The sequence below is a fragment of the Mycobacterium stomatepiae genome, assembly GCF_010731715.1.
Lineage (GTDB): Bacteria > Actinomycetota > Actinomycetes > Mycobacteriales > Mycobacteriaceae > Mycobacterium > Mycobacterium stomatepiae.
The window spans coordinates 1,609,010-1,631,042 of record NZ_AP022587.1 but is presented as its reverse complement, the minus strand read 5'-3'; the positions used below and the strand labels follow the sequence as shown (position 1 = coordinate 1,631,042).

The 22,033-nt window shown below is 67.7% G+C and carries 23 protein-coding genes, 1 pseudogene and 1 riboswitch; of the genes and pseudogenes, 16 read left to right on the top strand and 8 right to left on the bottom strand.

Annotation, left to right across the window (positions count from 1 at the left end; all coding sequences use genetic code 11):
* Positions 1 to 16 precede the first annotated feature (16 nt).
* From thyX to G6N54_RS07780, 3 genes are all read left to right on the top strand, one after another.
* Positions 17 to 769: an FAD-dependent thymidylate synthase gene (gene thyX / locus G6N54_RS07790; RefSeq protein WP_163789475.1), complete on the top strand. Its 753-nt coding sequence runs from the start codon at positions 17 to 19 to the stop codon at positions 767 to 769.
* Positions 770 to 935: 166 nt separating this feature from the next.
* On the top strand, positions 936 to 1,838 hold the full coding sequence (gene dapA, locus G6N54_RS07785) for a 4-hydroxy-tetrahydrodipicolinate synthase (protein WP_163789472.1): 903 nt from the start codon (positions 936 to 938) through the stop codon (positions 1,836 to 1,838).
* A 19-nt stretch (positions 1,839 to 1,857) separates the two neighbouring features.
* Positions 1,858 to 3,534, top strand: coding sequence for a ribonuclease J (locus G6N54_RS07780; protein ID WP_163789471.1), 1,677 nt, complete (start codon positions 1,858 to 1,860; stop codon positions 3,532 to 3,534).
* Positions 3,535 to 3,581: 47 nt separating this feature from the next.
* Here the strand turns inward: G6N54_RS07780 and G6N54_RS07775 are convergent, their stop codons facing one another.
* Positions 3,582 to 3,929: a YbaB/EbfC family nucleoid-associated protein gene (locus G6N54_RS07775; RefSeq protein WP_163789469.1), complete on the bottom strand. Its 348-nt coding sequence runs from the start codon at positions 3,927 to 3,929 to the stop codon at positions 3,582 to 3,584.
* 272 nt (positions 3,930 to 4,201) lie between these two features.
* Between G6N54_RS07775 and G6N54_RS07770 the strand changes: the two genes are divergently transcribed.
* Both G6N54_RS07770 and G6N54_RS07765 read left to right on the top strand, forming a co-directional pair.
* The gene (locus G6N54_RS07770) at positions 4,202 to 5,575 is read left to right on the top strand and encodes an EspA/EspE family type VII secretion system effector (RefSeq protein WP_163789467.1); all 1,374 of its coding nucleotides are present in this window, start codon (positions 4,202 to 4,204) and stop codon (positions 5,573 to 5,575) included.
* Positions 5,576 to 5,607: 32 nt separating this feature from the next.
* Entirely contained in the window at positions 5,608 to 5,922 is a 315-nt protein-coding gene (locus G6N54_RS07765) for a type VII secretion target (RefSeq protein ID WP_163789466.1), read from the top strand.
* A gap of 4 nt (positions 5,923 to 5,926) precedes the next feature.
* Here G6N54_RS07765 and G6N54_RS07760 read toward each other — a convergent pair whose 3' ends face one another.
* Genes G6N54_RS07760 through G6N54_RS07750 form a run of 3 tightly spaced genes read right to left on the bottom strand, consistent with a single transcriptional unit; the run spans position 5,927 to position 7,946 of the window.
* Positions 5,927 to 6,799 carry an SAM-dependent methyltransferase gene (locus tag G6N54_RS07760; protein WP_163794582.1) on the bottom strand — a complete coding sequence of 291 codons (873 nt, stop codon included), beginning with the start codon at positions 6,797 to 6,799 and terminating at the stop codon, positions 5,927 to 5,929.
* 5 nt (positions 6,800 to 6,804) lie between these two features.
* Positions 6,805 to 7,638, bottom strand: coding sequence for a mycofactocin-coupled SDR family oxidoreductase (locus G6N54_RS07755; RefSeq protein ID WP_163789464.1), 834 nt, complete (start codon positions 7,636 to 7,638; stop codon positions 6,805 to 6,807).
* Positions 7,635 to 7,946: a putative quinol monooxygenase gene (locus G6N54_RS07750; RefSeq protein WP_163789462.1), complete on the bottom strand. Its 312-nt coding sequence runs from the start codon at positions 7,944 to 7,946 to the stop codon at positions 7,635 to 7,637. The genes G6N54_RS07755 and G6N54_RS07750 overlap by 4 nt, the downstream gene beginning before the upstream one ends.
* Before the next feature lie 196 nt (positions 7,947 to 8,142).
* Here G6N54_RS07750 and G6N54_RS07745 point away from each other — a divergent pair, with 196 nt between their 5' ends.
* Complete coding sequence (locus G6N54_RS07745; protein WP_163789460.1) at positions 8,143 to 10,635, top strand: FtsK/SpoIIIE family DNA translocase; 2,493 nt, start codon at positions 8,143 to 8,145, stop codon at positions 10,633 to 10,635.
* A 33-nt stretch (positions 10,636 to 10,668) separates the two neighbouring features.
* On the opposite strand, the gene G6N54_RS07740 is transcribed toward G6N54_RS07745, so the two are convergent.
* The gene (locus tag G6N54_RS07740) at positions 10,669 to 11,187 is read right to left on the bottom strand and encodes an amino-acid N-acetyltransferase (protein WP_179969180.1); all 519 of its coding nucleotides are present in this window, start codon (positions 11,185 to 11,187) and stop codon (positions 10,669 to 10,671) included.
* Positions 11,188 to 11,243: 56 nt separating this feature from the next.
* Here G6N54_RS07740 and pgsA point away from each other — a divergent pair, with 56 nt between their 5' ends.
* From pgsA to pspM, 4 genes are all read left to right on the top strand, one after another.
* Positions 11,244 to 11,834: a CDP-diacylglycerol--glycerol-3-phosphate 3-phosphatidyltransferase gene (gene pgsA, locus G6N54_RS07735; protein WP_197939578.1), complete on the top strand. Its 591-nt coding sequence runs from the start codon at positions 11,244 to 11,246 to the stop codon at positions 11,832 to 11,834.
* A gap of 59 nt (positions 11,835 to 11,893) precedes the next feature.
* Complete coding sequence (gene clgR, locus G6N54_RS07730; protein ID WP_163789454.1) at positions 11,894 to 12,223, top strand: transcriptional regulator ClgR; 330 nt, start codon at positions 11,894 to 11,896, stop codon at positions 12,221 to 12,223.
* Between the two features lie 87 nt (positions 12,224 to 12,310).
* Positions 12,311 to 13,126, top strand: a complete 816-nt coding sequence (gene pspA / locus G6N54_RS07725; RefSeq protein ID WP_163789452.1) for a phage shock protein PspA — start codon at positions 12,311 to 12,313, stop codon at positions 13,124 to 13,126.
* Between the two features lie 18 nt (positions 13,127 to 13,144).
* A complete protein-coding gene (gene pspM, locus G6N54_RS07720) occupies positions 13,145 to 13,954 on the top strand; it encodes a phage shock envelope stress response protein PspM (RefSeq protein WP_163789451.1) in 810 nt (269 codons plus the stop codon).
* Positions 13,955 to 13,981: 27 nt separating this feature from the next.
* Here pspM and G6N54_RS07715 read toward each other — a convergent pair whose 3' ends face one another.
* Positions 13,982 to 14,413, bottom strand: a complete 432-nt coding sequence (locus G6N54_RS07715; protein WP_163789449.1) for a limonene-1,2-epoxide hydrolase — start codon at positions 14,411 to 14,413, stop codon at positions 13,982 to 13,984.
* A gap of 49 nt (positions 14,414 to 14,462) precedes the next feature.
* Here G6N54_RS07715 and G6N54_RS07710 point away from each other — a divergent pair, with 49 nt between their 5' ends.
* Positions 14,463 to 15,629 (top strand): glycosyltransferase, encoded by a 1,167-nt coding sequence (locus G6N54_RS07710; protein WP_163789447.1) that lies wholly within the window; start codon positions 14,463 to 14,465, stop codon positions 15,627 to 15,629.
* Positions 15,630 to 15,652: 23 nt separating this feature from the next.
* Positions 15,653 to 15,847: a DUF3046 domain-containing protein gene (locus G6N54_RS07705; protein ID WP_408632596.1), complete on the top strand. Its 195-nt coding sequence runs from the start codon at positions 15,653 to 15,655 to the stop codon at positions 15,845 to 15,847.
* A gap of 14 nt (positions 15,848 to 15,861) precedes the next feature.
* Here G6N54_RS07705 and G6N54_RS07700 read toward each other — a convergent pair.
* Positions 15,862 to 16,535, bottom strand: a pseudogene (locus G6N54_RS07700) ((2Fe-2S)-binding protein).
* A gap of 43 nt (positions 16,536 to 16,578) precedes the next feature.
* Positions 16,579 to 16,706: riboswitch (cobalamin riboswitch) on the bottom strand.
* Positions 16,707 to 16,866: 160 nt separating this feature from the next.
* Here G6N54_RS07700 and recA point away from each other — a divergent pair.
* The 4 genes from recA to G6N54_RS07680 are packed head-to-tail and all read left to right on the top strand — an operon-like array spanning position 16,867 to position 20,565.
* Positions 16,867 to 17,907 carry a recombinase RecA gene (gene recA / locus G6N54_RS07695; protein ID WP_163789445.1) on the top strand — a complete coding sequence of 347 codons (1,041 nt, stop codon included), beginning with the start codon at positions 16,867 to 16,869 and terminating at the stop codon, positions 17,905 to 17,907.
* The gene (gene recX / locus G6N54_RS07690) at positions 17,873 to 18,394 is read left to right on the top strand and encodes a recombination regulator RecX (RefSeq protein WP_163789443.1); all 522 of its coding nucleotides are present in this window, start codon (positions 17,873 to 17,875) and stop codon (positions 18,392 to 18,394) included. The genes recA and recX overlap by 35 nt, the downstream gene beginning before the upstream one ends.
* 48 nt (positions 18,395 to 18,442) lie before the next feature.
* Positions 18,443 to 19,945: a tRNA (N6-isopentenyl adenosine(37)-C2)-methylthiotransferase MiaB gene (miaB, locus tag G6N54_RS07685; protein WP_163789441.1), complete on the top strand. Its 1,503-nt coding sequence runs from the start codon at positions 18,443 to 18,445 to the stop codon at positions 19,943 to 19,945.
* A complete protein-coding gene (locus G6N54_RS07680) occupies positions 19,942 to 20,565 on the top strand; it encodes an Rv2732c family membrane protein (RefSeq protein WP_163789439.1) in 624 nt (207 codons plus the stop codon). Before miaB ends, G6N54_RS07680 begins: the two co-directional genes overlap by 4 nt.
* Here the strand turns inward: G6N54_RS07680 and G6N54_RS07675 are convergent.
* Positions 20,562 to 21,896, bottom strand: coding sequence for a DUF349 domain-containing protein (locus G6N54_RS07675; RefSeq protein WP_163794580.1), 1,335 nt, complete (start codon positions 21,894 to 21,896; stop codon positions 20,562 to 20,564). The genes G6N54_RS07680 and G6N54_RS07675 overlap by 4 nt on opposite strands.
* Positions 21,897 to 22,033 lie beyond the last annotated feature (137 nt).

The following is a 22,033-nucleotide window of genomic DNA, read 5'->3' as shown; positions in this document are numbered from 1 at the left end:
GGCTAAGGTAGGCGCCGTGGCCGAGACCGCGCCGCTGCGCGTGCAACTGATCGCCAAGACCGAGTTCTTGGCGCCGCCGGACGTGCCGTGGACCACCGACGCCGACGGCGGGCCTGCACTGGTCGAGTTCGCCGGCCGGGCCTGCTATCAGAGTTGGTCGAAACCCAACCCCAAGACCGCGACCAATGCCGGCTACATCAAGCACATCATCGACGTCGGCCACTTTTCGGTGCTCGAGCACTCGAGCGTGTCGTTCTACATCACCGGCATTTCGCGGTCGTTGACCCACGAACTGATCCGGCACCGGCATTTCTCCTATTCGCAGCTCTCCCAGCGCTACGTGCCGGAGGTGGACTCGCGGATCGTCGTGCCGCCGGGCCTGGAGGACGACCCCGAACTGGCACAGATCCTGGCCGAGGCCGCCGACGCCAGCCGCGCCACCTACACCGAACTGCTGGCCAAGCTCGAAGCCAAGTTCGCTGACCAGCCCAACGCGGTGCTGCGGCGCAAGCAGGCCCGGCAGGCGGCCCGTGCGGTGCTGCCGAACGCCACCGAAACCCGCATCGTCGTAACCGGGAATTACCGGGCCTGGCGGCACTTCGTCGCGATGCGCGCCAGCGAACACGCCGACGTGGAAATCAGGCGGCTGGCCATCGAATGTCTGCGCCAGCTGATCGAGGTGGCGCCGGCGGTATTCGCCGATTTCGAGATCTCCACTCTTGCCGACGGAACCGAGGTCGCGACCAGTCCGTTAGCCACCGAAGCCTGAGGCGGTGAAGCCGGGGAAGGCTGCAGGTGGCGGCTCTCGTCGAGTGGGAGTCCAGGGCGCCGTCAATGCACACCCGCGGCCGTCAACGCACACTCGCGCGGGGCGCGGCGGTTCGGGCGCGCGCGGCGGCGAAATCGGTTTGGCACCGCCAGGTAATCTGGGAGCCGTGAGCTCCGTCGGATTCGATGCGCCCGCGCGTCTGGGAACCTTGCTGACCGCAATGGTGACGCCGTTTGCCGCCGATGGCTCGCTTGACACCGCCGCGGCGGCGCGGGTGGCAAACCACCTGGTCGACGCCGGCTGCGACGGCCTGGTCGTCTCGGGAACCACCGGCGAGTCGCCGACCACCACCGACGACGAGAAGATCGAGCTGCTGCGCGCCGTGCTGGAAGCCGTGGGCGACCGGGCCCGCGTGATCGCCGGCGCGGGCACCTATGACACCGCGCACAGCGTCAAGCTGGCGAAGGCCTGCGCGGCCGAGGGTGCGCACGGGCTGCTCGTGGTCACGCCGTACTACTCGAGGCCGCCGCAGCGCGGGCTGATCGCCCATTTCACCGCCGTCGCCGACGCGACCGAGCTGCCGGTGCTGCTCTACGACATCCCGCCGCGGTCGGTGGTGCCCATCGAGCCCGACACCATCCGCGCGCTGGCCGCCCACCCGAACATTGTCGGGATCAAGGACGCGAAGGCCGATCTGCACAGCGGCGGCCAGATCATCGCCGAAACCGGATTGGCCTACTACTCCGGCGACGACGCTCTCAACCTGCCCTGGCTGGCGATGGGCGGAATCGGCTTCATCAGCGTGATTTCGCACCTGGCCGCCGGCCAGCTACGGGAGTTGTTGTCCGCCTTCAATTCCGGTGATGTCGCGACCGCCCGCAAGATCAACGTATCGCTCGCCCCGCTGTGCAACGCGATGAGCCGCCTGGGCGGAGTGACGCTGTCCAAGGCCGGTCTGCGACTGCAGGGCATCGACGTCGGCGACCCCCGCCTGCCGCAGGTGGCGGCGACGCCCGAGCAGATCGACGCCCTGGTCGCCGACATGCGTGCGGCCTCGGTGCTTCGGTGACCCAAAGGGTGGCCTGACAGTGGAAGCAGACCTCAGCCCGCCAGGTCCGTTGACCGCAGGTGGGTTGCGGGTGACTGCGCTGGGCGGCATCAGCGAAATCGGCCGCAACATGACGGTGTTCGAGCACCTGGGCCGGCTGCTGATCATCGACTGCGGGGTGATGTTCCCCACCCACGACGAGCCCGGCGTCGACCTGATCCTGCCCGACCTACGCCACATCGAAGACCGGCTCGACGACATCGAGGCGCTGGTCCTGACGCATGCGCACGAGGACCACATCGGGGCGATCCCGTTCCTGCTCAAGCTGCGGCCCGACATCCCTGTGGTCGGTTCGAAGTTCACCTTGGCGATGGTCGCGGCCAAGTGCCGCGAGCACCGCATCAAGCCGGTGTTCGTCGAGGTCAAAGAGGGGCAAAGCAGCCGTCACGGCGTGTTCGACTGCGAATATTTCGCGGTGAACCACTCCATTCCCGATGCACTGGCCATCGCGGTGTACACCGGCGCGGGAACGGTCTTGCACACCGGCGACATCAAGCTCGACCAAACCCCGCTGGACGGCCGGCCCACCGATCTGCCCGGCATGTCGCGGCTGGGCGACGCCGGGGTGGACCTGTTCCTGTGTGACTCGACCAACTCCGAGCATCCCGGTGTCGGGCCCTCCGAAAGCGAAGTCGGCCCGACCCTGCACCGGCTGATCCGCGGTGCGGAAGGTCGCGTGATCGTGGCGTACTTCGCCTCCAACGTCGACCGGGTGCAGCAAATCATCGATGCCGCAGTGGCTCTGGGCCGACGAGTGTCGTTCGTCGGGCGGTCCATGGTGCGCAACATGAGCATCGCCCGCGATTTGGGATTCCTGCGGGTCGACGATTCCGACCTGATCGACATCGGGGCGGCGGAGATGATGGCGCCCGAGCGGGTGGTGCTGATCACCACCGGCACCCAGGGTGAGCCGATGGCGGCGTTGTCGCGGATGTCGCGCGGCGAGCATCGCAGTATCACGCTCACCGCGGGAGACCTGGTCGTGCTGTCCTCCTCGCTGATCCCTGGCAACGAGGAGGCCGTCTACGGCGTCATCGATGCGCTGTCCAAGATCGGCGCCCGGGTGGTTACCAATGCCCAAGCCCGGGTGCATGTTTCGGGCCACGCCTACGCCGGTGAGCTGCTCTTCCTGTACAACGGGGTGCGACCCCGCAATGTGATGCCGGTGCACGGCACGTGGCGCATGCTGCGCGCCAACGCCAAGCTGGCCGCCACCACCGGAGTGCCGGAGGAGTCAATCTTGTTGGCCGAGAACGGCGTCAGCGTCGATCTGGTCGGGGGCAGGGCGACGATCGCCGGGGCGGTGCCGGTCGGCATGATGTTCGTCGACGGGCTGGTCACCGGCGATGTCGGCGATATCACGCTGGGGGAGCGGCTGATTCTGTCCGAGGGGTTTGTCGCGGTGACGGTGGTGGTCACCCGCGGCACCGGGCGACCGGCCGCGACGCCGCATCTGCATTCGCGCGGATTCTCCGAGGATCCCAAGGCGCTCGAGCCCGTCGTGCGCAAGGTGGAAGAAGAGCTCGAAGCGCTGGTCGCCAACAACGTGACCGACCCGGTCCGGATCGCTCAGGGTGTGCGGCGCACCGTCGGCAAATGGGTCGGCGAAACCTATCGCCGGCACCCTATGATCGTGCCCACCGTCATCGAGGTGTGACGCTGTTCCGCGAAACGTAAACTGCCGCGGTACTTTTCGGTGTTCGTTTAGGTCACGCCCAGGATGCTGCTCAGCGAGCCGGTGATTTCGGCGAGGGACGTGACCAGGCGCTCTTCCTCGGCCTCGTTGGTAGCGGTCGCTACGGCAGCCGCTTTCTGCAGCGCGTCGTTGATGCGCTCCTCCACCGTCGCGGCGCCCAGCCTGAGCAGGCCCGGTTCGATATCGACGTCGGTCAAAACCAGTTGCGCGTTCAGGGTCACTGTGACGGTTTCGGTTTCGTCCGTGGCCGCGAAGGTGCCGGTGTCCGTTCGATGCATGTGGTCGTCGAGGACCGACTGAAACTGTTGCGCTTGCCGAAGCGCCTCGGCCACCTGCGGGTGCATTTGGTCGGTCATCGTTGGCGTCCTTTCCTTGCCGGCAGCAGCGTTGATGCGGGTCTGAACTGGTCACGTTTTCGGTCCAGTATTTCCTCAAGTTTAGGGCTACTTTTCCGTCCCGACCGCACGCATTTATCGGCTGTTTTCTTGATTGAATCTGATTGTCAGTTGCAGTTGATGCGCGAAAAAATTGGTGCAGCAACCACGCCGCGACCGGGGTTACGCTCAGTTGACGACGCGATGCCCGGGCCCGTCGTGCACGAAATCTGAAAGCATGAAGGGAACCTCCGATGTCTGTATTTACCTCTGCCGCAAGGTGTCTCGCCAGCCTGGCCAACCTGGGTCAACAGGGTGCCGGCCTGGGCCTCGATTTCGGTGGCTGGAGCGGCTCCGAACCGGGCGCCGAAGGCTGGGCGACGTCGGCGACCAATACCGCCGCCGCCCTTGGGTCTTTTGGGGGGTTTATTGCGGGCAGGGCGATGGATCGCCACGTGCAGTCCCTCTCGACGCTCGAGAAATTCGCCTTGGGCCAGAAGATGGGCGGAGAAAAGGGGATCGACGACTTCGCCAAAGGGGTCAGCATCATCTCCTGGACCATGACCACCGTCCAGCTTCTGCAGCTGACAACCGGATTCGGGACACCGTACGACGGAGCTTCCCTCAAAACCGGATCACAGCAATTCACCACCCTCGCCGCCCACCTGAAGTCCGCGCTTCCCGACACCGATTGGGTGGGCGACGCTTCGGAAGCCTATGCCGGCCAAGATAAGTCGCTGCAGAATATCGCGCAGACGATGGCCGACCTGGACAACCAGCTGGCGGCCCTGGTGAAAAACCAGGCCGACTGGGTCACCCACATGCAATTGGCTTTCGGCATCTTGAACGCTCTGCTTGCGACAGCTCTGATCATCGAGATGGTCATGACGTTCGCGGTGCCGGCCCCCGCCGGCCCCATCGCGGCGAAGGTCTTCGCGATCTCCGTTGCCAGTTTGGGGATTTCGGCTGCTGTTGCCTTCCTGGGTACTTTGCTGGGCTATTCGATCGAGAACGGGAAGAAGGCAGATGCGTTGGCGTCGAGCTACGCCGCGCTGGCCGCGGGGACCGTTCAGAACGATTCGGTTGCGCAGTCGAAGGTGGCCGCCTCGGGCGGCTCGACCGTATCGAGCTTCGAGACCATCTCGGCTGGCCTGTCGACGTTCTCCGCCGTCGCCGGCGCCCCGACGGTCGCGTCACCGCCGGCCGACGAGCGCCCGAAGCAGAGCGCGGCCGGCCCGGGCGGCGCGGCACCCGCGGCACCGGCAGCGCCCGCGGCGGCACCTGCGGCGCCGGCAGCCCCCGCGGCGGCACCTGCGGCGCCGGATTACGCGTCCTCGTCCACGCCGACGGGCACCATGCCCACGCTGGTTCAGGCGGCCGCCATGTCAGGACAGGCCACCAACCTGTCCAGCCGGGTGTCCCGGCCCGAAAACCTGGTCAGCCAGGCCAAGACGCAACTGCAGGACATCGTTACCGCCCAGGAGCACGAGCCGGTGCTGCCCGAGCTACTCAACGAAGCACCCGCGGGCTACGGCGCCGCGGGCGCTGGTGCGGGTACGGCCGGGGTCGCGCCAATCGCGGTAACACCGGTCCGCGACGAACCGGCGCAGTCGCCGACTACAGCGTGATTCACCAAATCAGGGTTTAAGGAGAAGTAACCATGGCTGACCTAACCGTCACACCGGAACACCTCGACAAGTTGGCGACATCGCAAACCCAAGCGGCCAGCCAGGCCACCACTGCCTCATCGGCGGGCTCCAATGTGGAAGTCGCCACTTGGGTCACCCACGGCATCATCAGCGGTGCGTCCAATGTGGCCTTCACCAAAGCCGCCGCCGCGCGGAAGAAGACGGCCGACGCGATGAGCAAGGCGTCAACCGAGCTCGCCGGCAAGCTGCGCACCGCGAAAGCCGTCTACGGAAGCGCCGACGACGAAGCGGGCAAGAATATCGACCGACAGCTCCTCGATCGCTGACGCCTTACGTCTTGACCGCGTAGGCCGACCATTCCAGCTGCGACGCTTTGAGTTTGCGGCCGGTGGGCTCGACGTAACGCCCGACCAGTTCGTCCGGTCCGGCCTGCTCGACCAGTCGCCATCCGTATTCGGCGATGAAGTCGGCGACTTGGTCGGGTTCGATGCCGAAATGCCAAAGTTGTTGGCGCTGGCGTACTTTGCGATACAGCGTGCGGGTGCCGTAGCGATTGGTCCCGTCGATGAAGTCGCGGCGAACGTAGGTGAACACCAGCCGGCTGCCCGACGCGGCCGCACGCAGTCCGTCCAGGGTGCGCCGCACTCCGGCCTCGGTGAGGTACTGCGTGACGCCTTCGCAGATGAAGAACGCCCGGTAATCGGTGTGATAGCCGTGTTCGGCGAGCGCGGTGAGCAGGTCGTCGCGCTCGAAATCCAGGGCCACCAAGCGAACCGAGAGCGGTGGGCCGCCCAGCACCCGCTGCACCGTCTTGGCCTTGCGGGCGATGTTGACCGGCAGGTCCACTTCGAAGACCGGGATGCGGACCCGCCGGTTGAGCAGGTAGGCCCGGGTGTCCAACCCGGCGCCGAGGACCACGACCGCATTGATGTCGTCGAGCGATTCGGTGATCTTATCGGCGATGAAACGCTTGCGGCAGGCCAGGTTTGCCCACAGTCCGGGGCCGGCCCATTCCGATGAACGGATCATCAGGCGGCGGATCGGCGCCGACCGGGTGGTGGCGACTAGCCAGCGCAGTGGGGCCGGCAAGAACAGGTCCGCGAGGTCGTCGTCCACCAGGCGGCGCCCGGCCGGTTCGTTCTGTTCGACGGCGGCCAACACCATCGGGCCAAAAGCGGTCTGTGCAGCGGGGTTTCGCGCTATGGCAGCTACTTGTTCAAAAAGCCCGCGTCGACCGGCAAGGTCACCCCGGTGATGTAGCGCGCCTGGTCGGACATCAGCCATGCCACCGCGTTGGCGATGTCCTCGGCGTCCAGCGTCTCCACCGGCATCGCGTTGCCCATGGCTCCGGGCGTGTCGGTCGCGGCGGCCATCTTGGCCAGCCATTCGCGGGTGAACTCGTTGTTGATCATCGGCGTCTCCACGCCGGAGGGATGAATCGAGTTGATCCGGATCATTTGCTGGGCAAGCAGATTCGCGTACACCCGCATCAGCCCGACCACCCCGTGTTTGGCGGCGGCATAGCCGACCGAGCCGGCGTCCGGGCTGCCGACGCCGGCCAGGCCCGCGGCCGAACTGATCAGCACGATCGACCCGCCGTCGCCCTGCTTGACCATCGTGGGTATCGAGGCCTTGATGGTGTTGTAGACACCGGTGAGGTTGACGTCGATGACATCGTGCCAGCCGTCGTCACCGGATTGCATCGGGGCGATGCCGGCGTTGGCCACCACGATGTCGAGCCGACCGAGCTCGTCGATACCGGCCCGCACCGCGGCCGACAGCGACTCGCGATCCCGCACGTCGGCCTGTTTGGCCACGATGCGGGCGCCGGTGTCCTCGACGAGTTTGACGGTGGCCCCCAGGTCCTCGGGCGTGGCCAGGGCGTAGGGAACGCTGGCGATCGGCGCGCAGATGTCGATCGCGATCACGTCGGCGCCGTCGCTGGCCAGTCGCACCGCGTGGGCACGGCCCTGACCGCGGGCCGCACCGGTGATCAGCGCGACCTTTCCCTTCAGCGGCCCGCCCGGGCCATCCGCTGTCACTTGCGCAGTTGTCCCTTGTCCGGGTCGCCCGCGGGAATGGGCTGCAGTGTCTTGATGTCCGGCGCTCCGGCCAGGTGCTCATCGGCCGCCGCGAACAGCTTGCCGATGGCGGGCGCCGTGCTGTGCACCTTGAGTGCCTCCTCGTCGGCCCACTGCTCGATGAAGACGAACGTTTCGCCGCTCTGTTGCACCGAGTAGAGCTGGCAACCCGGCTCTTCGTGAACCTCCTCGACCGCCGCGGTGAGGATGTCGCGGACGGTGTCGACCGACTCGGGTTTGACGGTCAGGGTGGCGACGACGACGGGCATGCGGAGCTCCTTGAGGGGTAGCGGCGGGATGATTGTCACCCTGACTCACGCGCGAATAGCGGCTGCCGGCATGCCCGTCGCGGCTGAGGGGGGTCGTTTCGTCCCCGCCGAGGCGTTTGGGCGACCGAATTGACACCCGTTTGTGACCCGTGTGGCAGATGGTGAATATGGGGTTCATGCGACTAGGCTGGAGCCCATGGCTAGTAAGACCGCTGCTCGCTCCGGAACCAGAACGAGCAGGTCAAAGGCCACTTCGCGGTCTAGCGGGTCGCGAAGTGCGCGACCCGCACCTCCCCGCAAGAAGGCCAATAGGCCCCGCAAACGGCACCACCGGTCCCTGCTTGTTGCCGCCGGGATCACCGGCGCGCGGGCCATCCGGGCCACCTGGCTGATGGCGGCACGGGGCACCGGCGGCGCGGCGCGCTCGATCGGGCGGGCCCGTGACATCGATCCCGGGCACCGCCGCGACGGGGTCGCACTGGTGCTGTTGGCCCTTGCCGTCGTGGTCGCCGCGAGCTCGTGGTTCGATGCGGCGCGGCCAGTCGGCGCGTGGGTCGACACGGTGCTGCGCACGTTCATCGGTGCCGGTGTCCTGGCGTTGCCGGCCGTCCTCGGGGCGGTCGCGGTGGTGCTGATGCGCACCGCGCCCAACCCCGAGGCACGGCCGCGGCTGATTCTGGGTGCGAGCATGATCAGCTTTTCGCTGCTCGGGCTGCGTCACCTGTGGTCGGGTTCGCCGGGAGACCCCGAAATGCGCCGTTGCGCAGCGGGATTCATCGGCTTCGCGATCGGCGGCCCGCTGGCCGACGGGCTGACGCCCTGGATCGCCGCACCGCTGTTGTTCATCGGCGCGCTGTTCGGCCTGCTGCTGCTGACCGGCACTACCATCCGCGAGCTGCCCGAGATGACGCGGGCCCTGTTCGGCATGCCGTTCGTGGACGACTACTACGCCGACGAGGACGACGACGGCTACGCCGATGACGAAGCGCGCGAAGACTTTTCCGATGGTTACTACGACGACGGCACACCCGACGAGGAGCCGCCGGCGTGGCCGTCCGCCGCCAAGGCTCCCGTCTCGCTCGACGAGCCGCCGGCCGACGAGACGCCGACCGTTCCGGCCGTCCCCAAAAGCCGCCGTCGGGCCGCCAAGAAGCAGGACACCCAGGTGCTGGACCGGGTCGTCGAGGGTCCGTACACGCTGCCGTCGATGGACCTGCTGGTGGCCGGCGACCCGCCCAAGAAGCGCAGCGCCGCCAACACCCAGATGGGCGAGGCCATCGGCGAGGTGCTGACCCAGTTCAAGGTCGACGCCGCGGTCACCGGCTGCACCCGCGGTCCCACGGTGACTCGCTACGAGGTGGAGCTCGGGCCGGGCGTCAAGGTCGAGAAAATCACTGCGCTGCAGAAGAACATCGCCTACGCGGTGGCCACCGAGAGCGTCCGGATGCTCGCCCCGATCCCCGGCAAGTCCGCGGTCGGCATCGAGGTACCCAACACCGACCGCGAAATGGTGCGCCTGGCCGACGTGCTCACCGACCCGTCGACCCGCCGCGACCACCACCCGCTGATCATCGGGCTGGGCAAGGACATCGAGGGCGAGATGATCTCGGCCAACCTCGCCAAGATGCCGCACCTGCTGGTGGCCGGCTCCACCGGTTCCGGCAAGTCCAGCTTCGTCAACTCCATGCTGGTGTCGCTGCTGACCCGGGCCACCCCGGAAGAGGTCAGGATGATCCTGATCGACCCGAAGATGGTGGAACTGACGCCCTACGAAGGCATTCCGCACCTGATCACCCCGATCATCACGCAGCCGAAGAAGGCCGCGGCCGCGCTGGCCTGGCTGGTCGAGGAGATGGAGCAGCGCTACCAGGACATGCAGGCGTCGCGGGTGCGTCACATCGACGACTTCAACGCGAAAGTGCGCAGTGGCGAGATCACCGCGCCGCTGGGCAGCCAGCGTGAGTACCGGCCCTACCCGTACGTGGTGGCGATCGTCGACGAGCTGGCCGACCTGATGATGACCGCACCGCGTGACGTCGAGGACGCGATCGTGCGCATCACCCAGAAGGCCCGCGCCGCAGGCATCCACCTGGTGCTGGCCACCCAGCGACCGTCCGTCGACGTGGTCACCGGCCTGATCAAGACCAACGTGCCGTCGCGGCTGGCCTTCGCTACGTCGTCGCTGACCGACAGCCGGGTCATCCTCGACCAGCAGGGTGCGGAGAAGCTGATCGGCATGGGCGACGGCCTGTTCCTGCCGATGGGCGCCAACAAGCCGCTGCGGTTGCAGGGCGCCTACATCACCGACGAGGAGATCCACGCCGTCGTCGCCGCCTGCAAGGACCAGGCCGAACCCGAATACACCGACGGCGTCACCACCGCCAAGCCCACGGCCGAGCGCACGGACGTCGACCCCGATATCGGTGACGACATGGACGTCTTCCTGCAGGCCGTCGAGCTGGTGGTGTCCAGCCAGTTCGGCTCCACGTCGATGCTGCAGCGCAAACTGCGCGTCGGCTTCGCCAAGGCCGGCCGTTTGATGGACCTGATGGAGACCCGCGGCATCGTCGGGCCCAGCGAAGGATCCAAGGCGCGCGAGGTGCTGGTCAAGCCCGACGAACTGGCCGGGACGCTGGCTTTGATCCGCGGCGGGGCCAACGCCGACGGATCCGACGACGACGGCGAGTAGCCACCAGAGCACGTTAGGCGGATGGGCAGCGCGTCAGAGGTGCAGCAGCATCCGGGTGTTGCCCAGGATGTTCGGCTTGACGTAGCTCAGGTCCAGGAATTCGGCCACACCGATGTCGTAGGAGCGGCACATCTCCTCGAACACCTCGGCGGTGACGGGCGTGCCCTCGATCTCGGTGAACCCATGCCGGCCGAAGAACTCGGTTTCGAAGGTCAGCACAAAGATCCGTTTCAGCTGCAGCTCTCGCGCGACGTCGATGAGCCGCGTGACGATCGCGTGGCCGACACCGTGTCCGGTCGCCGCGGGATCGACCGCGATGGTGCGGATCTCGCCGAGATCCGACCAGAACACGTGTAACGCGCCGCAGCCGACCACGTGGGCGTCCAGTTCGGCCACCCAGAACTCCTGGACGGCCTCATACAGCGTCACCAGGGCCTTTTCCAGCAGGATCTTGCCCGCATAGGTGTCGACGAGGTGCTTGATCGCGGGGACGTCGGATGTGCGCGCGCGCCGGACTACCAGCTTCTGGCTATCCAGAGAACGTTCGGTCACGGGTAACAGTATTGACATCCGGGGCGGCTGTGCTGGTCACCGGTTATTCTGTTGCGGTGTCGGGGCAGCCGCAGACAGGACCCGTGGCAGGGCGTGTCAGCATCGCCAACCTCGCCAATGTCCTGACGTTGTCGCGGCTGGTGCTGGTTCCGATCTTCCTGCTCGCATTGTTCGCCGGGGGCGGTCACGAAACCGTGGCGCGGATCGCGGCGTTCGTGGTGTTCGCGGTGGCATGTATCACCGACCGGCTGGACGGCCTGCTGGCCCGCAATTACGGCATGGCGACCGAGTTCGGCGCATTCGTCGATCCGATCGCCGACAAGATGCTGATCGGGTCGGCGCTGGTGGGACTGTCGATGCTCGGCGACCTGCCCTGGTGGGTGACCGTGCTGATCCTGAGCCGCGAGATCGGGGTGACGCTGTTGCGGCTGGCCGTGATTCGGCGCGGTGTCATCCCGGCCAGCTGGGGCGGCAAACTCAAGACGTTTGTCCAGGCGGTGGCCATCGGGTTGTTCGTGCTGCCGCTGTCGGGGCCGTTCCTGGTGGCGGCGTCGGTGGTGATGGCGGCCGCGATCCTGCTGACCGTGGTCACCGGAATCGACTACGTGGTCTCGACCGTCAGGGAAGTGCGGCGCACGGGAACCTAGACGGCCGCTGCTGGCGTTGACCTGATGAAGCAGCTTTGCTCTAGACGAAGGAGAGCAGGATGTCGCCATCGGTGCGCGAGGTCATCGGCGAGGTGTTGCGCCTGGCCCGAACGACACAGGGCCGAACGCTGCGCGAGGTATCGGACACGGCCCGGGTGAGCCTCGGGTATCTCTCGGAGGTCGAGCGTGGCCGCAAAGAGGCCTCCAGCGAGCTGTTGAACGCGATCTGCGACGCGCTGGACGTCCCGGTGTCGACGGTGCTCACCGATGCTGGTGAGCGGATGGCGAGCGAGGAGCGCGCTCAGCCCAATGCCGAGGCGAGCACGACCTCCATCGATGCCAGCACCAAGGTCGTCATCCCGCCGGTGGCGACGCTCGCGGCGGTCTGAGCGCGCCAGGGGTGGGGGGATCGGCGCCGACCCGATAAATTGAGCGACAGGCCCAACCGGCACAAGAAGCGAAGGCGGACCTAACTCATGGCCAATCCGCTCGTCAAAGCGTGGAAATACGTCATGGCGCTGTTCAACGCGAAAATTGACGAGCACGCCGACCCCAAGATCCAGATTCAGCAAGCCATCGAGGAAGCCCAGCGAACACATCAGGCGCTGACCCAACAGGCCGCGCAGGTGATCGGCAACCAGCGTCAGCTGGAGATGCGGCTCAACCGGCAGCTGGCCGACATCGAGAAGCTTCAGGTCAACGTGCGTCAGGCGCTGACGCTGGCCGACCAGGCCACCGCCGCCGGCGATGCCGCCAAGGCCGCGGAGTACACCAACGCCGCCGAGGCGTTCGCGGCTCAGCTGGTCACCGCCGAGCAGAGCGTCGAAGACCTCAAGACATTGCACGACCAAGCCCTGGGCGCGGCGGCGCAGGCCAAGAAGGCCGTCGAACGCAACGCGATGGTGTTGCAGCAGAAGATCGCCGAGCGCACCAAGCTGCTCAGCCAGCTCGAGCAGGCGAAGATGCAGGAGCAGGTCAGCGCATCGCTGCGGTCGATGAGCGAGATCGCCCCGCCGGGCAACACCCCGAGCCTCGACGAGGTGCGCGACAAGATCGAGCGCCGCTACGCCAATGCGGTCGGCTCCGCCGAGCTCGCCCAGAATTCGGTGCAGGGCCGGATGCTCGAGGTGCAGCAGGCCAGCGTCGAGATGGCGGGTCATTCCCGGCTCGAGCAAATCCGCGCGTCGATGCGGGGCGAGGCCCTGCCGACGGGCGTAACACCCGCGGCCCCCGGACCCACGCCGGCCACCCCCGCCGAGGGACAAATCGCCGAGAAACCCTTCGGTCAGTAGCCTGACGGTCGGCATGACATGGCGGTGAAGACAGCGCAGCGCCGTCCTTGGCGGGCACTGCTGCAGCACGGGCTGGACACCGCCGCCGATCTGTCCGGCTTCGTCGCCCAGAAGATCAGTGCGGCCGCCGATCCGCGGGCCCGGCTGCTGCGCCGTCGCCGTCGAGCATTGCGCTGGGCCTGGATCTTCACCGTCGGCAGCGTGTTCTGGGGTGTGGTCACGGCCGTGCTGGCGTGGTGGGGCTGGTTCGTGCTGCTGCTGCAGATCACCGGCGCGATCGCGGTGATCGAGGTGATTCCCGCGACGCTGCTGTTCTTCCGCTACCACTGGCTCAAGGCCGAGCCGCTGCCGGCCAGCCGGCCGCTCAACGCCCGACGACTGCCGCCCCCGGGCTCCGCGGCGCGCCCGGCGATGTATGCGCTCGGCGCCTCCGAGCGCGGGTTCTTCTCGTTGCTGGGCGTCATCGAGCGCGGCGCGATGCTGCCCTCCGACGAGATCGGCGACCTGACCGCGGCGGCGAACAAGACCTCCGCGGCGATGGCCTCCACCGCCGCGGAAGTGGTGTCGATGGAGCGCGCAGCGCACAACTCGGAATCGTCGCGGGCGTACCTGGTGCCGACCATCAACGCGTTCACCGCTCAGCTCAGCGCCGGCGTCCGGCAGTACAACGAAATGGTCACCGCCGCAGCGCAGTTGGTTTCGTCGGCGAACGGTGATGGATTAGCGGACGCGCACCAGCGCTACCGGGCCGAATTGGTCGAGACCACCGATCGCCTCACCGGTTGGGCGCGGGCATTCGACGAACTCGGCGGTCTGCCGCCCCGCTAGAAGCCGCTAGAAGCCGCCGGGAATCGGCTAGAACGAGGCTTTGAGCGACGGCAATACCAGCGCCGCCACTCCGCGCAGCAACGCCTTGGTCATGTCGAAGAAGTCAAAGTAGTCCCGCCACAACGTGATTCGTCCATTGTGGACCTCGAACACCCCGCACACCCAGAACTGCAGGCGCAGCGGGCCCAGGATCAACGCATCGCTGCGCTCGGTGAGCACCGCAGCGCCGTCGGCGGCGATGCGGTGGATCTTGACCTCGAACCCCGCCCGGCCGTCCATTCGGCGGAACAGCTTCATCGCCGCGGTGCGGCCATGGATCGTCGGCAATCCGACGTTTTCGTAGACGAGGTTGTCGTCCAGCGAGGCGTCCGCGGTTTCGTAGTCCGCGTCCATCAGGGCGTTCAGAAAAGTCTCGACCGTGCGCGTGTTCGCGACGGCTGTCCCAGTCAGCTCGGCCATGGTGCCAGCGTAGGCGCGTGCTCCTCGGACGCTGTGGCAGGGTAAGGCGGTGCGAGTCGCCGTCGTCGCCGGGCCGGATCCCGGGCACTCGTTTCCCGCGATCGCGCTGTGTCAGCGCTTCCGGGACGCGGGCGACGAGCCCACGCTGTTCACCGGCGAGGAATGGATCCAGGCCGCCCGCGACGCCGGTGTCTGCGCCGTCGCGCTGGACGGTCTGGCCGCCACCGACGAGGACGTCGACGCCGGGGCCCGAATCCACCGGCGTGCGGCCCGGATGGCGGTGCTCAATGTGCCGGCGCTGCGCGACCTGGCACCCGACCTGGTGGTGTCCGACGTCATCACCGCCGGCGGCGGCATGGCCGCCGAGCTGCTCGGGATCCCGTGGATCGAGCTCAACCCGCATCCGCTGTACCTGCCGTCGAAAGGGCTGCCGCCGATCGGCAGCGGGCTGGAGCCCGGTACCGGCATTCGCGGGCGGCTGCGCGATGCCACGATGCGGGCGCTGACGGCTCGATCGGTGCGCGCGGGCCTGCGGCAGCGTCAGGCCTCCCGGGCCGAGATCGGCCTGCCGGCGCGCGATCCCGGGCCGCTGCGACGGCTGATCGCCACGCTGCCCGCGCTGGAAGTGTCCCGCCCGGACTGGCCCGACGAGGCCGTCGTGGTCGGACCGCTGCACTTCGAGCCGACCGATCGCATCCTCGAGGTGCCCGACGGTTCCGGGCCGGTGGTCGTGATCGCGCCGTCGACCGCCCTGATCGGCACCGAAGGGCTGGCCGAAGTCGCGCTGGGCTGTCTGACGCCGGGGGAGACGCTGCCGGCGGGGTCGCGCCTGCTGGTGTCGCGGCTGGACGGACCGGACCTGACGGTGCCGCCGTGGGCGGCCGTCGGGCTGGGACGCCAGGACGAGCTGCTGGCGCACGCCGATCTGGTGATCTGCGGCGGTGGCCACGGAATGCTGGCCAAGACGCTGCTGGCCGGTGTGCCGCTGGTGGTGGTGCCCGGCGGCGGCGACCAGTGGGAACTCGCGAATCGGGTGACGCGGCAGGGGAGCGCGCGGCTGATCCGGCCGCTGACCGCCGACGCGTTGGTGGAGGCGGTCAACGATGTGCTGGCGGCGCCCCGCTACCGCGAAGCCGCGCGCACCGCCGCGTCTGGCATCCACCGCGTCGCCGACCCGGTGCGGGTATGCCACCAAGCGCTGGGGCTCACGAAATGACCCGGCTCGGTATGTTGGCTGGCGTGCGGCTGACGGAGTTCAACGAGCGGGTGGTGCTGCGATTCGGCGCGGCGTACGGCGCATCGGTGCTGGTAGACCACGTGCTCCCGGGTTTCGGAGGGCGGACCGCCGCCCAAGCGATCGAGGATGGCGTCGAGCCCCGCGACGTGTGGCGGGCGTTGTGCGTCGACTTCGACGTGCCGCGCGAGCAGTGGTGAGCCGCCAGGCACGCTCAGCGCCGGCCGGCTCGCGGCGCTGAGCGAAACACGCAGTCGCCGCACACGGATCGTCCGGGGAGACGATAGAACAGGCAGCAGCTGTCGCGCTTGAACCCCAGATGGGAGCCGGTGATGGCGCCGGACCCGGACAGCACGCCCGTGTTCAGCAGCGCTTCGGTGCTCTCGACGATCCGCGCGCGCAGGTCGGGCCGGGCGGCGAGCAGCGCCCGTGACGCGCCGACGAGCGCGGACGCGATGTTGCCCGCCAGCAGGGCAGGCGCCAGTTTGACCTGCAGGCCGGCCGCAAACGGCTGCATATGGTGTTGCACCACAACGTGATACAACTGTGCCGCGACGTCGGTGACCGGCTCTCCGACGGGTTTGGGCAGGCGTAGCTGCGCCCCGTCGTCGGCACGCTGCAGGTCTGTCAGGTCCGGGACGACGCCGCGGGCCAACGCGCAGGCCAGCACCGGTGACCACAGCCGGGTGGCGTGGCCGAGGTGGACCAGCGAGGCGCCGATCCGTAGGTCCGCGGTGTTGTAGCGCTGTGCGGTGGTGTCGATCAAACCGGCAAAGCCGTCGGCGTAGTCCCGGCGGACCGGGTGCCATCCTGTCGCGGCGCCGCCCACGGTCAGCGCGAAAACCCCTTGTAGGACGATATTGCGTCGAGCATGCCGGAGATATCCATGCGTGCGCATCCAGCCTCTCTGGGGAGATCCGCCCCAGCGTCTAGTGAGGAAGCGCCGACGGTGAGTATCTGGCTCTCGGGTCGTGATGTGCCCGATCACAGTGGCGGGACCGCACCGGATTCGCACCGGTTTCCTCAGTAGTACGCGGGCCCGTCGACGCCTTTTCGGACGATATTGCCACACCGAATCCGTACGGCGTGTCGAACTCGAATCGAACAGGTGTTCGTCTACTGTGGGGATCGTTCGAGCGAATCTGTCGGTGGGGCTGTCTAACGTCTCGGCCAACCGACCGATACCGGTCAGAAGAACAACGACCACAGGAGAGACACCATGGCGCAGGCGCCCGACCGCGAAAAGGCCCTCGAACTGGCAATGGCCCAGATCGAGAAGAGCTACGGCAAAGGCTCGGTGATGCGTCTCGGCGACGAGACACGTCAACCGATCTCAATCATTCCGACCGGATCCATCGCGCTGGACGTGGCCCTTGGCATCGGCGGGCTGCCCCGCGGCCGGGTCGTGGAGATCTACGGCCCGGAGTCCTCGGGTAAGACCACCGTTGCCCTGCACGCGGTGGCCAATGCCCAGGCGGCCGGCGGCGTCGCGGCGTTCATCGACGCCGAGCACGCCCTGGACCCGGAGTACGCCAAGAAACTCGGCGTCGACACCGATTCCCTGCTGGTCAGCCAGCCCGACACCGGTGAGCAGGCGCTGGAGATCGCCGACATGCTGATTCGCTCCGGTGCCCTGGACATTCTGGTCATCGACTCGGTGGCCGCACTGGTGCCGCGCGCGGAACTCGAGGGCGAGATGGGCGACAGCCACGTCGGCCTGCAGGCCCGGCTGATGAGCCAGGCGCTGCGGAAGATGACTGGTGCGCTGAACAATTCGGGAACAACGGCGATCTTCATCAACCAGCTCCGCGAGAAGATCGGCGTGATGTTCGGCAGCCCGGAAACCACCACGGGTGGAAAGGCTTTGAAGTTCTACGCGTCGGTGCGCCTGGACGTGCGCCGGATCGAGACGCTCAAGGACGGCTCCGACGCGGTCGGTAACCGCACCCGGGTCAAGATCGTCAAGAACAAGGTGGCCCCGCCGTTCAAGCAGGCTGAGTTCGACATCCTCTACGGCCGGGGTATCAGCAGAGAGGGCTCGCTGATCGACATGGGCGTGGACCAGGGCTTCATCCGCAAGTCCGGGTCCTGGTTCACCTACGAGGGCGAACAGCTCGGCCAGGGCAAGGAGAACGTCCGCAACTTCTTGATGGAGAACGCCGACATCGCCAACGAGATCGAGAAGAAGATCAAGGAAAAGATGGGCATTGGCGCAGTGGTAACCGATGACGACGTCTTGCCCGCCCCCGTCGATTTCTGAGCCATCCCGCGAAGAGCAGGCGCGGGCGTTGTGCCTGCGCCTGCTCACCGCGAGGTCGCACACCCGGGCCGAGTTGTCCGGTCAGCTCGCAAAACGCGGATATCCCGGCGACGTCAGCGCCCGGGTGCTCGACCGGCTGGCCGCCGCCGGGCTGGTGGATGACGCCGACTTCGCCGAACAGTGGGTGCGGTCCCGGCACGCCCGCGCGGGAAAGAGTAAGCGCGCCTTGGCCGCCGAGCTGCACACCAAAGGCGTCGACAAAGAGACCATCAACACGGCGCTGGCCGCCCTCGACGCCGGCGCCGAGCGAGACCGGGCCGAAGAACTGGTGCGGGCCAAGTTGCGGCGCGACACGCTCGGTGCGGACGACACGCGGATCACTCGCCGGCTGGTGGGAATGCTGGCCCGCCGCGGCTACAGCCAGAACCTGGCTTGCGAGGTCGTCCTCGCCGAGCTGAACGCCGAGCGGGAACGCCGCCGGGTGTAACAACCTGCGGGTTAATGCCTCGGGCGCTGGTCGCCGTACCATGGCCCCGTGACTTCGACGGTGGCCCGAGACGTTTCGGAGGCGCGTACCTACCAGGTGCGCACCTACGGCTGCCAGATGAACGTCCACGACTCCGAACGGTTGGCGGGTCTGCTCGAGGCGGCCGGCTATCAGCGCGCCGACGAGGGCACCGACGCGGATGTGGTGGTCTTCAACACCTGCGCGGTGCGCGAGAACGCCGACAACAAGCTGTACGGCAATATCAGCCACCTGGCCCCGCGCAAGCGCGACAACCCCGACATGCAGATCGCGGTCGGCGGCTGTCTGGCCCAAAAGGACCGAGAAGCGTTGCTGCGCAAGGCGCCGTGGGTCGACGTGGTATTCGGCACGCACAACATCGGCTCGCTGCCGACGCTGCTCGACCGGGCTCGGCACAACAAGGTCGCCCAGGTCGAAATCGTCGAAGCGCTGCAGGAGTTTCCCTCCTCGCTGCCCAGCGCTCGCGAATCCGCTTATGCTGCTTGGGTTTCCATCTCCGTGGGCTGCAACAACAGCTGTACCTTCTGCATTGTCCCGTCGCTGCGGGGCAAGGAGGTCGACCGGAGCCCGTCGGACATCCTGGCCGAGGTGCGATCGCTGGTCGACGACGGCGTGCTGGAAATCACGCTGCTGGGACAGAACGTCAACGCTTACGGCGTCTCGTTCGCCGATCCGGCGCTGCCCCGCAACCGTGGCGCCTTTGCCGAATTGCTGCGGGCCTGTGGCGGCATCGACGGCCTCGAACGTGTGCGGTTCACCTCTCCACATCCGGCGGAGTTCACCGACGATGTCATCGAGGCGATGGCCCAGACGCCGAATGTCTGCCCGGCCTTGCATATGCCGTTGCAGTCGGGGTCGGACCGGATGCTGCGCGCGATGCGCAGGTCCTACCGTGCCGAGCGCTACCTGGGCATCATCGACCGGGTTCGCGCGGTGATGCCACACGCGGCGATCACCACCGACCTCATCGTCGGATTCCCCGGCGAAACCGAAGAGGACTTCGCGGCCACCCTCGACGTGGTGCGCCAGGCCCGGTTCGCGGCCGCGTTCACCTTCCAGTATTCCAAGCGGCCCGGTACCCCGGCCGCCGAACTCGCCGGGCAGCTACCGAAAGATGTTGTGCAGGAACGCTATATGCGGCTGATCGAACTGCAGGAGCAGATCTCGCTGGAGGGCAACCGCGCACTGATCGGCCAGAGGGTCGAATTGCTGGTCGCCACCGGCGAAGGTCGCAAGGACGCGCGCACCTCCCGCATGACGGGGCGGGCGCGCGACGGCCGGCTGGTCCACTTCGCCGCCGACACCTCGGTGCGGCCCGGCGATATCATCACCACCGCGGTCACCGAGGCCGCACCGCATCACCTGATCGCCGACGCCGGCATCCTGAACCACCGCCGCACCAGAGCCGGTGACGCGCACGCCGCCGGACAGCGCCCGCGCGGTATCGGGTTGGGCATGCCCGGCATCGGGCCGGCGATCGAATCGGTCGAACCGTTGGGATGTAATCGATGATGAAGAAAGAACACACGGATTTTGACGCCCTGCGCGCCGAAATTGAGGCTGCAGAACGTCGCGTTGCGCGCGAAATCGACCCCGGCCCAAGGGCATTCATCGTCGCCATCCTGGTGTTCGTGCTGCTGGGATCGTTCATCCTGCCGCACACCGGCCAGGTTCGCGGTTGGGACGTATTGTTCAGCAGCCATGGCGCCGCAGCGGCCGCGTTGTCGCTGCCGTCGAAGGTCTTCTCGTGGCTGGCACTGGTTTTCGGCGTCGGGTTCTCGATGCTGGCGTTGCTGACCCGCCGCTGGGTGCTGGCCTGGATCGCGCTGGCGGGTTCGTCGATAGCCGGCGCGACCGGCCTGTTGGCCGTGTGGTCTCGCCAGACCGCGGCCGCCGGCAGTCCCGGCCCCGGTGTCGGGCTGTGGGTGGCCTGGATCACCGTGATTCTGTTGACGTTTCACTGGGCCCGCGTGGTCTGGTCGCGCACGCTCGTGCAGCTCGCGTCCGAGGAGCAGCGGCGCCGGATCAGCGCCGAGCAACAGTCCAGGACGCTGCTGCAGACCCTGGGCGACCAGGACACGCCCGCGGGTCCCGGAGCCGAGTCGCCCCCGGACCAACCAGAGGGTCGCTAGGACCTGCGGGTCAGCGCCTCAGCGGCGGCCTGGGCCCACTGCCGCCATTGTTCGGCGTTGGCCTGTGCCTCTTGGGCTTCCTTGGTCCGCCCGGCCGCGGCCGCCTTGCGGGCCTGTTGCTCGTAGTGCTCGGCGCGGGTCGCGAACTGCTCGGCGCGGGCCTGCGCCTCGGGGTCGGACCAATTCGCCTCGCCGGCGTCGCGCACCTTCTTCTCGACGGCGCGCAGCCGCCGCTCCAGGTCGGCCGACCGCTCCCGGGGCACCTTGCCGATCGCGTCCCACTTGTCGGCGATCGCCCGCAGCGCCGCCCGGGCGGCTTCGTGGTTGCCGGTGTCGATCTTCTCGGCCTCGGCCAACAGCGCCTCCTTGGCGGTGGCGTTGGCCGCGAATCCCGCATCCTTTTCCGCCGACACGGCATTGCGGGCGGAGAAGAAGGCGTCCTGGGCGGCCTTGAACCGCTTCCACAGCGCGTCGTCGACCTCGCGGGTCGCGCGCCCCGCCGATTTCCATTCGGTCAGCAGCTTGCGGAATTCGGCACTCGTGCCGGCCCAGTCCGTCGAATCGGACAACTCCTCGGCCCGCTCGCACAACCGTTCCTTGGACTGCCGCACTCCGGCGCGCTCGCGGTCCAACTCGGCGAAGTGTGAACCCCGCCGCCGGTTGAACGCTTCGCGCGCCGCCGAATAGCGCTTCCACAGCGCGTCGTCGACCTTGCGATCCAGGCCGTTGATCGTCTTCCACTCATCGAGGATCTCGCGCATCCGGTCCCCGGCGACCTTCCAGTGCGTCGAGTTGGCGGCCAGCTCCTCGGCCTCGGCGGCGAGCGCCTCCTTGCGGGCGGTCTGGGCGGCTCGATGCTCGTCGCGCCGCGAGCGGTCGGCGACGACCGTGGCATCGGCTTGCTCCACCAAGGTGGTCAGCCGGCCCGCCAGCGCGTCGATGTCGCCCAGCACGGACGCCGTCGGCAACGTGTCGGCCAGCGCGGCGGCGTTGGCCTTGATCTTGCGGGCATCGCCGCTCCCGGAGGCCAGTCGCTCCTCCAACAGCGTGACCTCGGTGCTCAGGTCCTCGAATCGCCGGCCGAAGTGGGCGAATGCCGCCTCACGGTCACCGGCCTGCCAGGAACCGATGATGCGCTCGCCGGCCGAGCTGACCAGCCACACCGTCCCGTCGTCGTCGACGCGTCCGTACTGGTGCGGATTGCTGGTGGGGGGCAACACCACCGGGTGGGCGCCGGGTCGCGGTGTCGGTCCTGGGCGGGGACCCGGTCGCGGCCCCGGACGCGGTGCCGGCTTGGGCGCGTCGCTGGAGCGGAGCTCGTCATCGGTCATGCTCATTTACACCCTTTCGCGCGCTCGGTTGCCCGCGCATCTGCCGCGCATAGCGGCGCCTCTACGGTCGGGAGACTGTTGCGGTCGACAGCTGCTCCGTCACCGATTCCACCAGTATTCAAGCAGCTTGGGGGCCG

Bases quoted from the DNA above. Each gene is read 5' to 3' on its own strand.
- G6N54_RS07775 (WP_163789469.1), bottom strand. From the start codon at position 3,929: ATGACCGACCAAATGCACCCGCAGGTGGCCGAGGCGCTTCGGCAAGCG.
- G6N54_RS07770 (WP_163789467.1), top strand. From the start codon at position 4,202: ATGTCTGTATTTACCTCTGCCGCAAGGTGTCTCGCCAGCCTGGCCAAC.
- G6N54_RS07765 (WP_163789466.1), top strand. From the start codon at position 5,608: ATGGCTGACCTAACCGTCACACCGGAACACCTCGACAAGTTGGCGACA.
- G6N54_RS07750 (WP_163789462.1), bottom strand. From the start codon at position 7,946: ATGCCCGTCGTCGTCGCCACCCTGACCGTCAAACCCGAGTCGGTCGAC.
- G6N54_RS07745 (WP_163789460.1), top strand. From the start codon at position 8,143: ATGGCTAGTAAGACCGCTGCTCGCTCCGGAACCAGAACGAGCAGGTCA.
- clgR (WP_163789454.1), top strand. From the start codon at position 11,894: ATGTCGCCATCGGTGCGCGAGGTCATCGGCGAGGTGTTGCGCCTGGCC.
- pspA (WP_163789452.1), top strand. From the start codon at position 12,311: ATGGCCAATCCGCTCGTCAAAGCGTGGAAATACGTCATGGCGCTGTTC.
- pspM (WP_163789451.1), top strand. From the start codon at position 13,145: ATGGCGGTGAAGACAGCGCAGCGCCGTCCTTGGCGGGCACTGCTGCAG.
- G6N54_RS07715 (WP_163789449.1), bottom strand. From the start codon at position 14,413: ATGGCCGAGCTGACTGGGACAGCCGTCGCGAACACGCGCACGGTCGAG.
- recA (WP_163789445.1), top strand. From the start codon at position 16,867: ATGGCGCAGGCGCCCGACCGCGAAAAGGCCCTCGAACTGGCAATGGCC.
- recX (WP_163789443.1), top strand. From the start codon at position 17,873: ATGACGACGTCTTGCCCGCCCCCGTCGATTTCTGAGCCATCCCGCGAA.
- G6N54_RS07680 (WP_163789439.1), top strand. From the start codon at position 19,942: ATGATGAAGAAAGAACACACGGATTTTGACGCCCTGCGCGCCGAAATT.
- G6N54_RS07675 (WP_163794580.1), bottom strand. From the start codon at position 21,896: ATGACCGATGACGAGCTCCGCTCCAGCGACGCGCCCAAGCCGGCACCG.